Origin of the sequence: Neorhizobium alkalisoli, assembly GCF_002968635.1 — a bacterium.
GTDB lineage: Bacteria > Pseudomonadota > Alphaproteobacteria > Rhizobiales > Rhizobiaceae > Neorhizobium > Neorhizobium alkalisoli.
Genome location: NZ_PVBN01000006.1, coordinates 349,499 through 363,316, shown reverse-complemented (window position 1 = coordinate 363,316; position 13,818 = coordinate 349,499). Strand labels below are relative to the sequence as shown.

Genomic DNA, 13,818 nt, shown 5'->3' with positions numbered 1-13,818 from the left:
GATGGGAACCGGAAAAGCGCTTGCAGCGGCATTCGAGAGCGGGGAGCACAAGAAGGTAACGCGGCTGTTCCGGACTGGCGAGGTGCCTGCTGAACGACGCCGGGTTCGCGCTCCTGACTGGTGCCTCACCTATGCCTAAGTATTAAGCGGCCATTCTGCCGACGCGGAAATCCTGAATTTGCTGAGATGTTGCAGTTGATGTTGCGGGCGGAAGGTGATCCTGTGCCTGCAGTTGAGTCTCGCCCTCCTTTCCACTTAGAGTTCGAGCAAGCAATGTCGATCTCAGATGCGATCTACCGCCCCTTCGAAAGCCTGATCCGGCCGCTCGACATCCCCTACCGGCCGCTGCCGTCGAAGGGGCCAGTGGCCGTTCTTCTTCACTTCGTCCTGATGTTTCGCGGCATCCTGATCACGCTCGCCCTCTGCACCATGGCGATTGAGGCCATGAACCTGACGATCGTCTGGGGCCTGTCTGTTATCGTCGATGGCGTCACCCAGCAGGGTGCTGTCGCGTTCCTGCACAACGACCGGATGCTGCTGATCTTCCTCGGCCTGTTGCTTTTCCCCAGCATCCCGATTGCCTCGTTCCTCGTCAATACGCTGAACTCGCACACGCTCGGTATCGGCATGCCGGCCGCCATTCAATGGCAGGGCCACAGGGCGGTGGAGCGGCAGGACCTCGCCTTCTTCCACGATCTCTATGCCGGCCAGGTCGCCTCGCGCCTGCAGCAGGTGGCGTCAGCCGTGCAGCAGCAGGTAATTTCGGCCTTCCAGTCCATCCCCCGCTTTATCATGCAGATGGTCGGCTCCGTCGTCCTTCTAAGCGCGCTCTCCTGGCAGCTTGCCCTGCCGTCCATCATTTGGATCACGCTCAACGTACTGCTCGCCGTGAGGCTGGCGCCCGTCTTCACCGAGCGCTCACGCCGCTCCGCCAAGCGTCGCAGTCTGATTTCCGGTGCCATCACCGATCTCTACGCCAACATGCAGATGGTCAAACAATTCGCAGCGGAAGACAGCGAGGCCGGCGCTATCAAAGGAATAATCGGCAAGGCGATCGAGGCGCAGCAGAGCGAACAGCGCATCTACCGTACCGCCGAGGTCATAGTCGTCGTGCTCAACATGATGCACTGGCTGGCAATTCTGTCGATCGGCTTTACCGGTCTCGTCGATGGCTTCGTCACGATCGGCCAGTTCACAGCCGCCGTCTATGTTCTGAGCCGTCTCTCCGGTCACACATTTACATTCCTGCAGATGGGGCAGCAGATCTTCCAGGCAATCGGCACGATCAAGGATGCCATGCCCGTCATGACGACGCCGCCGACAATCACCGACCAGCCGGATGCGGCCGAACTTGTCGTGCAGCGGGGCGAGATCAGGTTCGAGAATGTCCGTTTCGCCTACAAGTCGGGCAAGCCAGTTATCGACGCCCTGTCGCTGACCGTGCGGCCCGGCGAGAAGGTGGGCCTGGTCGCCTATCGGGCGCTGGCAAGACGACCCTCGCAAACCTGCTCCTGCGCTTTTACGACATCAACGACGGCGCGATCCTCATCGACGGGCAGGATATCCGCACGGTGATCCAATCCAGCCTTCGCCTCGCCATCGGCGTCATCGCTCAGGATGTCGCGCTGCTGCACCGCTCGGTTGGCGACAACATCCGCTACGGTCGGCCGGAGGCTACACAGGAGGAGATCGAGGCCGTGGCGAAACTGGCAAGCGCCGATGGCTTCATCGCTGGTCTTACCGACAGCGAGGGCCGCAAGGGCTATGACGCCTTCGTCGGCGATCGCGGCATCAAACTATCCGGTGGTCAGCGCCAGCGGGTGGCCATCGCCCGCGTGCTCCTGAAGGATGCGCCGATCCTGGTGCTCGACGAGGCGACCTCGGCGCTGGACAGCGAATCCGAATCCGCCATCCAGGAAAAGCTCAACCTGGTGATGGAGGGAAAGACGGTGATCGCCATAGCCCACCGCCTGTCGACCATTGCCAGGATGGATAGGATCGTCGTGCTCGATCACGGACGCATCGTGGAGGAGGGTAGGCCGGATGAACTGGTCGAGCAGGACGGGTTGTTTGCCCGGCTGTGGAAACACCAGACGGGCGGCTTTATTCCGGACGACATTAGATAAACTAGACTTTTTGAAAACGTCGCTTGCTCGCGGCTTTACCGATACGCTGTTTCAGAAGATGACCCCATAACCCAATACCTGATATTGAAGGCCAATGGCCCTTGAGATGTCATCTCTCGGGCCAATACAAAGAGCGAACCGGCCGCCACCTCTGAGGGTTGGGGTTCCTGCTGACGCCTAAATGTTTTCGTTGCTGCGACTACCAGCGACCTTCCAAGGAAAGCGGGTGGCTTGGGCATGGGAATGGCCGGAGATGCGATCATACGCCCGTGGATATCGCTGTGAGTGACGAAGCTCTGAAAGGGTCGGAATTGGCTTCAGCCCTATTCAGGTGGCAAACATGATCCAGGTAACGTGCGTCCTTGTCGACGGCGATCCCGTTCTGTGGCTTGTCAAAGAGGAAACCGACGGCCCAGGTGGTTTCGAACCTTTGAGTTGGGACCATGAACGAGCATAACGCCAATTTGTCCAGAAGACGGCGCCGCGCCACGCTTAGCGCACACCTAGCTGGTTCAATTACCTGCTTCCTATATGCTTCCTGTGAGGAACTTCTCAGTTTAGCACTTCGGCCTAATCACTTGAAAAGATTGGCGCACCCGACAGGATTCGAACCTGTGACCTTTGGAATCGGAATCCAACACTCTATCCAGCTGAGCTACGGGTGCTAACCGTGAGGCGGTGACTCGCCCTGTCCGATGGCAGGTTCTTAACCCAGGATGACTGCCGCATCAATCGTCAATTTCAAGAGGCGTCAATTTCGATGGAATAGGCGGAACCGGAAAAGAGTTTCCGGTTCCGCCTTGCCACGCCTCTCTGCGGCGGCGGACCGAGAAAGGCGGGCAAACAACGGATTCCCGCAAATCACGCCACTTTCATGGCGCCGGGGCCGGGGGTGGCGCCGGGCGGCACCTTGCCGAGAATGATCATGCCGAGCACCTCGTCCTTGGTGACGTCTTCCGTGCGGGCGTGGCCGACCACCTTGCCGTTCTTCATCACGAAGACGCGGTCGGCGAGATCGAAGACGTCGTGGATGTCGTGGCTGATCAGGAAGATGCCGATCCCTTCGCGCTTCAGCTGCTTAATGAGATCGCCGACCTGCGCGGTCTCCTGCGGCCCGAGTGCTGCCGTCGGCTCGTCCATGATCAGGATGCGGGCGTCGAAGAGGATGGCGCGGGCGATCGCCACCGACTGCCGCTGGCCGCCGGAAAGGGCCTTCACGGGCTCCTTGAAGCGCTTGAAGTTGGGGTTCAAGCGCCCCATCACCTCGCGGGTGTTGGCTTCCATCGCCACATCGTCGAGCGTGCCCCATTTGGTCTGCAGTTCGCGGCCGAGATAGAGGTTGGCGGCGGCATCGACGTTGTCGGCGACGGCGAGCGTCTGGTAGATCGTCTCGATGCCGAACTTCTTGGCGTCGCGCGGGTTGCGGATATCGGCCTGCTCGCCGTTGATCAGAATGTCTCCGGCGTCGCGCTTGTAGGCGCCCGAGAGGATCTTGATCAATGTCGATTTGCCGGCGCCGTTGTGGCCGAGCAAGGCCACGACCTCGCCGGGAAACAGATCGACCGAGGCGTTCTCGACAGCGTGGATCCCGCCGAAGGAGATGGAAATGTTCTTCATTTCCACGAGCGGATTGGTTGGTTCCGTCACGATGAAAACTCCTGTTTATTTGGCCGGTTACTTGGCTTTGGCGCGGTAGACGGTGTCGAGCCAGACGGCCACGACAAGCACCATGCCGACGACGATGCGCTGGAAGGGCGTGTCGATGCCGAGCAGCACCATGCCGGACTGAAGGGACTGCATGACCAGCGCCCCGAGCATCGCGCCGGCGATCGATCCCATGCCGCCCGCAAGAGAGGTGCCGCCGATGACCGCCGCCGCGATGGTATAGAGCTCGTCGAGTTCCCCTTGCGCATTGGTCGCCGCGTTGAGGCGGGCGGTGGAAATCGCAGCGGCGATGGCGCAGAGCACGCCCATCAGCGCGAAGATCTTCACCGTCACCCAGCGGGTCTTGATGCCGGCGAGTTCGGCTGCTTCCGGGTTGCCGCCGATCGCAAAGACGTAGCGGCCAAAGCGGAGCCTGGTGGCGATGAAGGTCATCACGATGCCGACGGCGATCGCCATCAGGACCGGCACCGCAATGCCTTGGGAAATGAACAGTCCGCCTTCCGGCCAGGCAATGTTGTTCGCTTCGGCATAGCGGCGGGCGATGTTGACCGGCCAATAGTATTGGTTGGCGATCCAGACGGCGCCGAGAACGATGGCGCAGCCGAGCGCGACCAGCACATATTCGGCCCATACCGGACGGCGGGGAAAATGGAAGCGCTTGCGCTGACGACGGGCATTGATGATCGCCGCGACGATCGCAAGACAGGCGAGAATGCCGACGATCCAGCTCCAGGTGGCGCCGATCGAGCCTTCCGTGCCACCGCCCATCAGGCGGAAGTTGGCGTCCATCGGGGCGACCGTCTGGCCACTGGTGACGAACCAGGTGGCGCCGCGCCAGACGAGCAGGCCGCCGAGCGTGACGATGAAGGAGGGGACGCTGAGGAAGGCGATGATGGCGCCGTGCAGCGTGCCGATCAGGCCGCCGATCAGCAATCCCGCACAAAGCGTGATCAGCCAGATGGCCGGATGATTGAAACCCAACATTTCCGGCAGCAGCCGTGCCTGGAGCACGCCCATGATCATGCCGGTGAAGCCGAGGATGGAGCCGACCGAAAGATCGATGTTGCGGGTCACGATGACCAGCACCATGCCCGTCGCCATGACGGCGACGGAGGCGGTCTGAACCGAGAGGTTCCAGAGGTTTCGCGGCGTCAGGAACAGGCCGCCCGTCAATATGTGGAAGCCGACCCAGATGATCAGCAGCGCGCCGATCATGCCGAGCATGCGGGTGTCGATCTCGGTTGCACGGAAGAAGCGCGACAGCAGATTGCCCTCCGCCTGGCCCGTTCCCACCGATGTTGTCGATTTCGTTGTGGTTTGCATCGTATCGGCCATCTTTGCCGTTCCCCACCTTTTTGAGGGCATTACAGCCGGAAATCTCCGGCCGGTCAGCACCTCTCAATGGCGCTTTGCCGCTTTTCGCTTGTTCACGCGGCCGCGCATCTTACGCCGAAAACCGACGCCGCGGCAGAAATGCTGCGGCGTCGGCACGTTTATCGGCTGGACATGGTCATTCTTACTTGCAGGCTGCGACCGCGCCGGCCTTGACGCCCTGGCAGGCTTCCGCCTTGCTGATCCAGCCGGCCTTGATGACCACGTCGAGGTTGTCCTTGGTGATCGGCAGCGGCTTCAGGAAGACCGACTGCATGGCCTGTTTCTTCGGTCCGCCGTTGAAGGTCTGGACGTTCGGAATCTCGGTCATCTTCTTGCCGGAAGCGAGAGCGAGCGCGATTTCGGCGGCCGTCTTGCCGAGTTCACGGCTGTCCTTCCAGACGGATACGGTCTGGGTGCCAAGCGCCACGCGGTTGAGCGCAGCCTTGTCGGCGTCCTGGCCGGAGACCGGTACCGAACCTGCCAGGCCTTGGGCGTCGAGCGCCGCAATCGCGCCGCCGGCGGTGCCGTCGTTCGATGCGACGACCGCGTCGACCTTGTTGTTGTTCTTGGTCAGGAACTGCTCCATGTTCTTCTGAGCGTTCTCAGGCTTCCAGCCGTCCGTATAGGCTTCGCCGACATTCTTGATCTTGCCGGCATCGACCGCTGCCTTCAGCACTTCCATCTGGCCCGCAAACAGGAAGTCCGCGTTCGGGTCCGAGGAGGAGCCCTTGATGAAGACATAGTTGCCTTCCGGCTTCGCCTTGAAGACGCCCTGCGCCTGCATGCGGCCGACTTCCTTGTTGTCGAAGGTGATGTAGAAGGCTTCGGGGTTTTCGATCAGGCGGTCGTAGCCAACAACCGGAATGCCTTCGGCGGTCGCCTTTTCGATCGCTGGGCCGATCGCGTCCGAGTCCTGAGCGAGCACGATAAGCGCGTTGGCGCCCTGCGAAATCAGCGATTCGACATCGGTGAGCTGCTTGGCGGCAGAAGACTGGGCGTCAGCGGAAATGTACTTTGCGCCGGCAGCTTCGAGCGCCTTCTTGATCGCGGCTTCGTCCGTCTTCCAGCGCTCTTCCTGGAAGTTCGACCAGGATACGCCGACGACGAGATTGGCCGCCATGGTGGCGGTGTTCATGGAAACGAGGATGGCCGCGCCGGCCATCAGCTTTACAAATGATCTCATAATGTCCTCCCGAGTGACGGCGGATGGGCCAAAAGCCTCCGTGCTCTCCCCCCGCCAGATTACCTGTCGGGCAAAGCCTCCGAGCTTTTTTCTCGACAGTCGAGAAATTAGATGTCAGAGATTCAAATGGCTGTCAATCGGCACTTGTGGAGGACAGGGCACTGCCGTATCGACAGAGGCGAGGAGAACCCTGCAAGGCATGCTGGCGAAATCGAGCACCGAACTGGTCCGGCAGCAGAACAGCGCACTCGTGCTGTCTGCGCTGCGTCGCCATGGCCGGCTTGCCCATACCGAGATTTCCGATGCGACGCGGCTGGCTTCGGCCACCATTTCCGCCATCACGGCCGAGCTGGAGCGTGCGGGCGTCATCGAAAAGATGGAGCAGCAGGCAGCGACGGGCCGGGGACGGCCGCGCGTGCTCTTCAGCCAGCGGCGCAATTGCGGCTACCTGATCATCGTCATCATTTCCTCCGATTCCATTCAATATTCGCTGGTGGATTATGCCGGCACGCTCCTCGACCGGTTTACCGAACCGCGTGCGCAGGGCGGTACCGCCGCCTTCATCGATTCCATCTCGGCGGCGCTGGAGCGGGTGCTCGTCCGTTCGCGCATCAATCCTGACGAGGTCTTGCTGATCTCGGTCAGTAGCAAGGGGCTGGCGCATGTCTCCGAACCCGTCCTCATCTGGTCGCCGGTCTTCGGCGCCCAGGCGGTGGATTTCACGGCGGTACTGAAGGGCGGGTGGCCTGCGAAAGTCATCCTCAACAACGAGACCCTGCTCGTTGCCGGCGCGCTTCTCGAACGCGAGGCAAAAAAGGCAGGTGAAGGCGAACCGGTTCTTGCGGCGCTTTCGCTCGGCCACAGCATCGGCCTGGGGATCGGACGCCGCGGGACGGCGGCGGCGCCCGACATTTCCGCCCCGAATTTCGGGCATATGCTGCATATCCCCAATGGAGCTCTCTGTCGTTGTGGAGCGCGCGGCTGCATCGAGGCCTATGCGGGCTTCTACGCCATTCTGCGTACCGCTTTCGAAGTGCCGATCGATACGATTCCCGCCAAGTTCGTGCCGCTTGCGGAAATCGACAAGATCGCGGCCCAGGCCCGGCAAGGCAATCGCCGGGCGCAGCTCGCCTTCCGGCAGGCGGGCGTTGCGCTCGGCAACGGACTTTCGCGCCTGCTCAGCCTGCACGGCCATATGCCAGTCTTCATCACCGGGCCGGGGACGCGGCATCAGGACCTTCTGCAGGCGGGCATCGAGGAAGGGCTTGCCGAGGCGCAGGTCGTGCGGCTGGGCGGCATGCCGGTGCTGACGATTGCGCCCGATGAGCCGTCACTTGTTTTCGAAGGCCATCTCAACCTTGCTTTTTCGATCGTGGATCAGGATATCATTCTCTCAAGGCCGCATCCCCCCGTTCGAGCGGCAGGAGAATGAAGACATGATCGATCCGAACCACCCGTTCTACGCACCGCTGTGGCGGCGGCTTCTGATTCTGGCCGTCTGCTTCGTCTGGGCGGGGTTCGAGCTTTATACCGGCGAGCCGTTCTGGGGGATCATCGTCGGCGCCGTGGGCATCTATGCGACCTACAAGCTGTTTCTGGAAAAGCGCGAGCCGCCGGCGGAGAAGCCTTCGGAGGAGCCGAGGGACTAGCGCAGGCAGTTCAGGCAGTCCCTGACGGCGAGATGTCACCTTAAAACGGATCTATCGCCAGAAAAGCCCCTTGATCGCCGTGTCGATCAGCAGGTTGGCCGTCTTCATGCGGATGTTGGCGTTGTCGCGAAATTCCGGCACGACGCCATCGGGATGGTTGGCCTTGGCGAATCGGCGCCGCTTTTCGGCAAGCGTCGCCTCCGTGTCGGCGGCGGTAATTGCGAGTTCCTCTGCAATCTCTTCCTGTGTCAGGCGAAGCAGGTGAGGGGGTATCTGCGGTGCCGGCGGGTCGTCCGGGTCCGGCTCGTGCGAGGCGGCCTCGATCTCCGGCAGTTCCGGCAGGAATGCGAAATAGGCTTCGGTTCCGGTCGCCGCGCTGGTCGGGCCGTCGTCCGTAGCGGCGACGAAGCCGAGGCCAAGCCCTTTTATGCGGAAACCGGCGTCCGTCTCTTCGGCCTCTTCCTCGCTGCGTTCTTCTTTCAGTCGCGTCAGCACCGACTGAAAGACGGATTGCCCAAACAGCATGCCTCACCTCGTTTTTCGGAGGAGGAGCAGAGCATGCGGAGGTGGCGCCGGGCTTGCGGCCTATTGAGCACGATCGAAAATGACTATATAGAAGTAAACATGTACAGGAGATATGGTCATGACAGCCAAGACAGTTGCTGCGGCCGAATTTAAGGCCACGTGCCTGCGCCTGATCGAAGAAATGAATGAAGACGGTCAGCCCATCACTATTACCAAACGGGGGAAGCCGGTTGCGGTGCTGACTCCGTTTCGTGAAACCAAAGATCTGCAACCCCTGTGGGGTTTTATGGAGGGGACGGTTTCTCGCTATGACGATCCATTCGGCCCTGCGGTCGACCCGGGCGAATGGGACGCATATAAATGATACTCGTTGATACGCATGTGCTTGTCTGGGTTACGGGTCGTAATCCAAAACTCGGGCAGCGTGCCCGGACGATTCTAGACACCAGCGATATCGGAGAAGTCCTTGTATCGGCCATTACCCCATGGGAAATTGCTCTGCTCGATCGAAAGGGGCGTTTGCCATTGGGTATGGAGGTGTCGCGATGGCTTGATGAAGTCCTGATGCATCCGAGGATAAGATTAGTTCCCTTGGAACCGACCATCGCAGTCGAGAGCGTAAGGCTGCCGGGTGACTTCCACAGTGATCCCGCAGACCGGATTATCGTTGCAACGGCAAGACATCTCAGCGTGCCGTTGCTAACTGCCGATCAAGCGATTCTCGCCTATGCGTCGCAAAATTATCTTACCGCTCTTGACGCGGCTATCTAATCATTCCTGCGTCTGGTTCTGGCTCTGCCCGTTCTGGCTCTGGCTTTGCGTCTGGCCAGGCGCGACCGTCAGCGAAACCTTGAGATTTTCGCCCGCAAGGCCGAGGCGCATGCCGGAAACGGGCGCGCAGTCGCGGTAGCAGAGGCCGGAGGCAATCCGCACATAACGATCGTCGGGGCAGATATTATTCGCGGCGTCGAAGCCGACCCAGCCGAGGCCAGGCAGGTATACCTCGCTCCAGGCATGGGTGGCCACCTGCTCCGTGGTTCCTTCCATCAGCAGATAGCCGGAAACGTAGCGGGCCGGGATATCGAGGAGCCGCGCCGCCGAGATGAAGATATGCGTGTGGTCCTGGCAGACGCCGGTCTTCGCCTCCAGGGCCTCTTCCGCGGTCGTCTCGGTGTCGGTCGTTCCCGGCGTATAGGCGACGATTTCATGGATCGTCTCCATCAGCGCGTGCATCCTGGCAAGTTCGCTGTCGCCCTTAAGGCCTTTGGCGAGGTCCTTGATCAACTTGCCCGCCTTGGTGCGCGGCGTCTCGCGCAGGAAGAGCCAGAGCGGGCAGAAACCCTGATGCGGCCCGAAGACTCCGGCGCAGTCGCTGGTTTCGACCTCTCCGGACGCGCTGATGCGGATCGTGTGTTCCGTGCCTTCGGCGGATACGAGCTCGACGCGATTGCCGAACTGGTCGGCATAACCGGCCTCCACCTTGGCGCCGTCGACGGTGATCGACCAGTTGATGATCTTCTGGGTCGGCCCGTCGACGGGCGTCAGCCGCAGCCGCTGCAGCGAATAGGGCACCGGCTGGTCGTAGAGATATTCGGTCGTATGAGAAATCTTCAGCCGCATGTGCTGTAAATCCTGTGCCTGTGGGCTTAATGGTAGAAGCGGTAGCCTTCGGAGATCTCGGCACTCAACTGGTTGTTGCGGCTGACGAAGTCTTCCAGAAATTCGTGCAGGCCCTGATCCATGATGTCGGGCATCGAGCTGCGCTTCAGCGTCGAACGGATTGCGTCGGCCGTCTCATGGGCCTTCAGCCGCTCGCCGTAGTCTTCGGCGATATAGCCGAGATTGCTGACGATCTTCTCGTAGCAATAGGCAAGCGAGCGGGGCATCTGGACCTTGAGGATCAGGAAGTCTGCGATATTCGCCGACTGGTATTCACCGTCGTAGACCCAGCCATAGGAGCGGTGTGCGGAGACCGAACGCAGGATCGATTCCCATTGGAAATTGTCGAGCGCCGAGCCTACGTGGCTGACGGCAGGCAGCAGCACGTAATATTTCACGTCGAGAATGCGGCTGGTATTGTCTGCTCTCTCGATGAAGGTGCCGATGCGCGAGAAGTTGTAGAGATCGTTTCGGAGCATCGAGCCATGGAAGGCGCCGCGGATCAGGCCGCAGCGATGCTTGATCCCGTCGATCAGTTCAGGAAGGTCGGCCTGTTTCGGCTTGCGGGCAAGCCGTGCCTTCAGATCGATCCACGCCTCGTTGGTGGCTTCCCAGGTCTCCCGGGTCAGCGCCGTCCGCACCATGCGGGCATTGTTGCGTCCCCATTCGATGCAGGACATCACGCTCGACGGATTGGACTGGTCGCGCAGCAGATAGTCGATGGCATCAGCAGCAGTCAGCTGCGGGTGGACCTCCGAATAGGCTTCGCGGACGCCGGCGCTCTGCAGCACCCCGTCCCAGTCCTCGTCGCTCGAGCCGGCGCGCGTCAGCGAGACGCGCAGGCCCGCATCGACGAGACGGGCTATATTTTCGGCTCTCTCGATGTAGCGAAACATCCAGTAGAGGCCGTTTGCAGTTCTTCCAAGCATTCTACAGCCTCAATCTTCCAGAACCCAGGTGTCCTTCGTGCCGCCGCCCTGGCTGGAATTCACCACCAGGGATCCCTGTTTCAGCGCCACGCGGGTCAGTCCGCCGGGAATGATCTTCACCTTGTCGGAAACCAGCACGTAAGGGCGCAGGTCGACATGCCGCGGGGCAACGCCCTTGTTGACGAAGATCGGCACTGTCGAAAGCGCCAGCGTCGGCTGGGCGATATAGTTGGCCGGCTTGGCGGCGAGTTTCTCGGCGAAGTCGGTGCGCTCCTTCTTGGTGGCCGTCGGACCGACAAGCATGCCGTAGCCGCCGGAGCCGTGCACCTCCTTGATGACCAGTTCCTCGATATGCTCCAGCACGTATTTCAGGCTGTCCGGCTCGGAGCAGCGCCAGGTCGGCACGTTTTCCAGAAGCGCCTTGCGGCCGGTATAGAATTCGACGATCTCCGGCATATAGGAGTAGATCGCCTTGTCGTCGGAAATGCCGGTGCCGGGCGCATTGGCGATGGTGATATTGCCGGCGCGGTAGACGTCCATGATGCCGGGAATGCCGAGCGCCGAATCGGGCCGGAAGGTGAGCGGATCCAGGAAGTCGTCGTCGACGCGGCGGTAGAGCACGTCGATCGCTTCGTAGCCGCGCGTGGTGCGCATCTTGACGCGCCCGTCGATGACGCGCAGGTCGCCGCCCTCGACGAGTTCGACGCCCATCTGGTCGGCGAGAAACGAATGTTCGTAATAGGCGGAATTGAAGATGCCCGGCGTCAGCACTGCGACGCGCGGTTTGCCCTTGCAGCCGGCGGGGGCGAGCGAGGCGAGCGACTGGCGCAGGAGCCTTGGATAGTCCTCGACCCGCTGCACCTTGTTCAGCGCAAAGAGTTCCGGGAACATCTGCATCATGGTTTCGCGGTTTTCCAGCATGTAGCTGACACCGGACGGCGTGCGGGCATTGTCCTCCAGCACGTAGAACTGATCCTCGCCGGTGCGCACGATGTCGGTGCCGACGATATGGGTATAGACGCCGCCGGGCGGCTTAAAACCGATCATCTCCGGCAGGAAGGCGACGTTCTTCTCGATCAGTTCGCGCGGAATGCGACCCGCCTTGATGATTTCCTGCTTGTGGTAGATGTCGTCGAGGAAGGCGTTGAGCGCCAGAACCCGCTGTTCGATGCCTTGCGCCAGCTTGCGCCATTCGCGGGCGGAAATGATGCGGGGGATGATATCGAAGGGAATGAGCTTTTCGGAACTGTCTGCGTGTCCGTAGACCGCGAAGGTGATGCCGGTTTTCCTGAAGATGTTTTCCGCATCCTGGGTCTTGCGGATCAGATGGGCGGCATCCTGGCTGGTATACCATTCATGATAGGTCTTGTATGGCGGGCGCGGAAGATTTTCCGCAGTCAACATTTCGTCAAATGCCAAAGGCGCGTTCCCCTTTTTTAGTCATTTGAATACAACGCAGATCGCAATGCAAGAACCATGCACAGTTGCCTGCGAAGATTCGAGCGCGTTGAAAATCATGGCTTCGGCGCGCCCCCACATCAATAGATGTGCTGATTCCTTGAGCGGACAAGCTCTTGCTTTCCCGACGGGCGATCAAGTTGCTGCCTGCAAAAACGCCAGTTGCCCAAGTGCTGTTCAGCCTTTTGAAGCTCTGTTCAATGAAGCGATCAGTTTTTCTGCTTTGACCATCGAGGTAGCTGCGCATAGACAGGCGCCACCTGCCTTTTTTGATAATCACCCGGAAATCCCTTATGCTCGATCGCGTGGCTCCGGCCCTGTTTGTCCTCCTCTGGTCCACGGGTTGGATCGTTGCAAAATATGCGGTGGTGCATGCCGATCCCCTTACTTTTCTCGTCGTCCGCCACTCTCTTGCGGCCATAGCCTTCTTCGCCGTCTGCCTGGTCATGGGGGCGAAATGGCCGAAGACGAAGAGCCAATTCGGCTATGCGATCATCTCCGGCATCTTCCTGCACGGCCTTTATCTGTCGGGCGTCTGGTATGCGATCGGGCAGGGCGTACCGGCGGGCTTGTCCGGAATCATCGCCGGTCTGCAACCGCTGCTCACCGCGCTCGCTGCTCCCTTCTTCATCAGCGAGCGGCTGCGGCCCATGCAGAAGTTCGGGCTGGTGCTCGGCTTTGCCGGCATCCTGATCGCGATTTCGCCGCAGCTCCTCGACGTGTTCGATCGCGGCCTTGCGGGCCTTGCCCTTCCCGTGCTGATCAATCTCGTCGCGATGACCTCGGTGACGTACGGGACGCTCTACCAGAAACGGCACCTGCAGGAGGGGGACCTTTTCTCGATCGCCACGCTGCAATTCGTCGGAGCCCTGATCGTGACGGTGCCGCTCGCGCTTCTCCTGGAGAACCTGCGCTTCGACTGGACGCATGAGGCGATGTTCGCCATGGCATGGTCCGTCTTCGGCATTTCGATGGGCGCGGTCGGCCTGCTGCTCTATCTCATCCGCCGAGGCCAGGTGTCTCGCGCGGCTTCGCTGATCTACCTCATGCCGCCGGTCGTGGCGATCGAGGCCGCCATCCTTTTCGGCGAGCCGCTGACGCTGCCGATGATCGTCGGCACGGTGATCGTGGTGCTGGGTGTCTATCTGGTGAACAGGAAGAACTGAGCGCATGGCCGATCGGTCAGGAAACGGGTGTCGCCGGAGGCTGCGCAGTTTTAGGCAGTAGATGTAACCCAACAGGAGCTACAT

13 protein-coding genes, 1 tRNA gene and 1 pseudogene are annotated in these 13,818 nt (G+C 60.8%); 6 read left to right on the top strand and 9 right to left on the bottom strand.

What is annotated here, in order from left to right; genetic code table 11:
- Positions 1-273 precede the first annotated feature (273 nt).
- Positions 274-2,126: pseudogene (locus C5L13_RS16075) on the top strand (ABC transporter ATP-binding protein).
- 588 nt (positions 2,127-2,714) lie between these two features.
- Here C5L13_RS16075 and C5L13_RS16070 read toward each other — a convergent pair.
- The 4 genes from C5L13_RS16070 to xylF all read right to left on the bottom strand — a co-directional run bounded on the left by C5L13_RS16070 (position 2,715) and on the right by xylF (position 6,348).
- Positions 2,715-2,791: transfer RNA gene (locus C5L13_RS16070), tRNA-Arg, on the bottom strand.
- Positions 2,792-2,987: 196 nt separating this feature from the next.
- Positions 2,988-3,773, bottom strand: a complete 786-nt coding sequence (locus C5L13_RS16065) for an ATP-binding cassette domain-containing protein (protein ID WP_105384279.1) — start codon at positions 3,771-3,773, stop codon at positions 2,988-2,990.
- A 27-nt stretch (positions 3,774-3,800) separates the two neighbouring features.
- A complete protein-coding gene (locus C5L13_RS16060) occupies positions 3,801-5,126 on the bottom strand; it encodes a sugar ABC transporter permease (protein ID WP_105384278.1) in 1,326 nt (441 codons plus the stop codon).
- 181 nt (positions 5,127-5,307) lie between these two features.
- The gene (gene xylF / locus C5L13_RS16055; protein ID WP_105384277.1) at positions 5,308-6,348 is read right to left on the bottom strand and encodes a D-xylose ABC transporter substrate-binding protein; all 1,041 of its coding nucleotides are present in this window, start codon (positions 6,346-6,348) and stop codon (positions 5,308-5,310) included.
- Between the two features lie 199 nt (positions 6,349-6,547).
- Here xylF and C5L13_RS16050 point away from each other — a divergent pair, with 199 nt between their 5' ends.
- Both C5L13_RS16050 and C5L13_RS16045 read left to right on the top strand, forming a co-directional pair.
- Positions 6,548-7,780 (top strand): ROK family transcriptional regulator, encoded by a 1,233-nt coding sequence (locus tag C5L13_RS16050; RefSeq protein WP_105384276.1) that lies wholly within the window; start codon positions 6,548-6,550, stop codon positions 7,778-7,780.
- Positions 7,781-7,784: 4 nt separating this feature from the next.
- On the top strand, positions 7,785-7,997 hold the full coding sequence (locus C5L13_RS16045; RefSeq protein WP_105384275.1) for a hypothetical protein: 213 nt from the start codon (positions 7,785-7,787) through the stop codon (positions 7,995-7,997).
- Positions 7,998-8,048: 51 nt separating this feature from the next.
- Here the strand turns inward: C5L13_RS16045 and C5L13_RS16040 are convergent, their stop codons facing one another.
- Entirely contained in the window at positions 8,049-8,522 is a 474-nt protein-coding gene (locus C5L13_RS16040; protein ID WP_105384274.1) for a hypothetical protein, read from the bottom strand.
- Positions 8,523-8,640: 118 nt separating this feature from the next.
- Here C5L13_RS16040 and C5L13_RS16035 point away from each other — a divergent pair, with 118 nt between their 5' ends.
- Both C5L13_RS16035 and C5L13_RS16030 read left to right on the top strand, forming a co-directional pair.
- Positions 8,641-8,886, top strand: coding sequence for a type II toxin-antitoxin system Phd/YefM family antitoxin (locus C5L13_RS16035; protein WP_105384273.1), 246 nt, complete (start codon positions 8,641-8,643; stop codon positions 8,884-8,886).
- Positions 8,883-9,293 carry a type II toxin-antitoxin system VapC family toxin gene (locus C5L13_RS16030; protein WP_105384272.1) on the top strand — a complete coding sequence of 137 codons (411 nt, stop codon included), beginning with the start codon at positions 8,883-8,885 and terminating at the stop codon, positions 9,291-9,293. The genes C5L13_RS16035 and C5L13_RS16030 overlap by 4 nt, the downstream gene beginning before the upstream one ends.
- Here C5L13_RS16030 and C5L13_RS16025 read toward each other — a convergent pair whose 3' ends face one another.
- Genes C5L13_RS16025 through C5L13_RS28765 form a run of 4 tightly spaced genes read right to left on the bottom strand, consistent with a single transcriptional unit; the run spans position 9,294 to position 12,815 of the window.
- A complete protein-coding gene (locus tag C5L13_RS16025; RefSeq protein WP_105384271.1) occupies positions 9,294-10,142 on the bottom strand; it encodes a transglutaminase family protein in 849 nt (282 codons plus the stop codon).
- A gap of 26 nt (positions 10,143-10,168) precedes the next feature.
- On the bottom strand, positions 10,169-11,110 hold the full coding sequence (locus tag C5L13_RS16020; RefSeq protein ID WP_105384270.1) for an alpha-E domain-containing protein: 942 nt from the start codon (positions 11,108-11,110) through the stop codon (positions 10,169-10,171).
- 9 nt (positions 11,111-11,119) lie between these two features.
- Positions 11,120-12,529 (bottom strand): circularly permuted type 2 ATP-grasp protein, encoded by a 1,410-nt coding sequence (locus C5L13_RS16015; protein WP_105384269.1) that lies wholly within the window; start codon positions 12,527-12,529, stop codon positions 11,120-11,122.
- Positions 12,519-12,815 carry a hypothetical protein gene (locus tag C5L13_RS28765; RefSeq protein WP_158693461.1) on the bottom strand — a complete coding sequence of 99 codons (297 nt, stop codon included), beginning with the start codon at positions 12,813-12,815 and terminating at the stop codon, positions 12,519-12,521. Before C5L13_RS28765 ends, C5L13_RS16015 begins: the two co-directional genes overlap by 11 nt.
- A 46-nt stretch (positions 12,816-12,861) precedes the next feature.
- Here C5L13_RS28765 and C5L13_RS16010 point away from each other — a divergent pair, with 46 nt between their 5' ends.
- Positions 12,862-13,734, top strand: a complete 873-nt coding sequence (locus C5L13_RS16010) for a DMT family transporter (RefSeq protein ID WP_105384268.1) — start codon at positions 12,862-12,864, stop codon at positions 13,732-13,734.
- Positions 13,735-13,818: the final 84 nt, after the last annotated feature.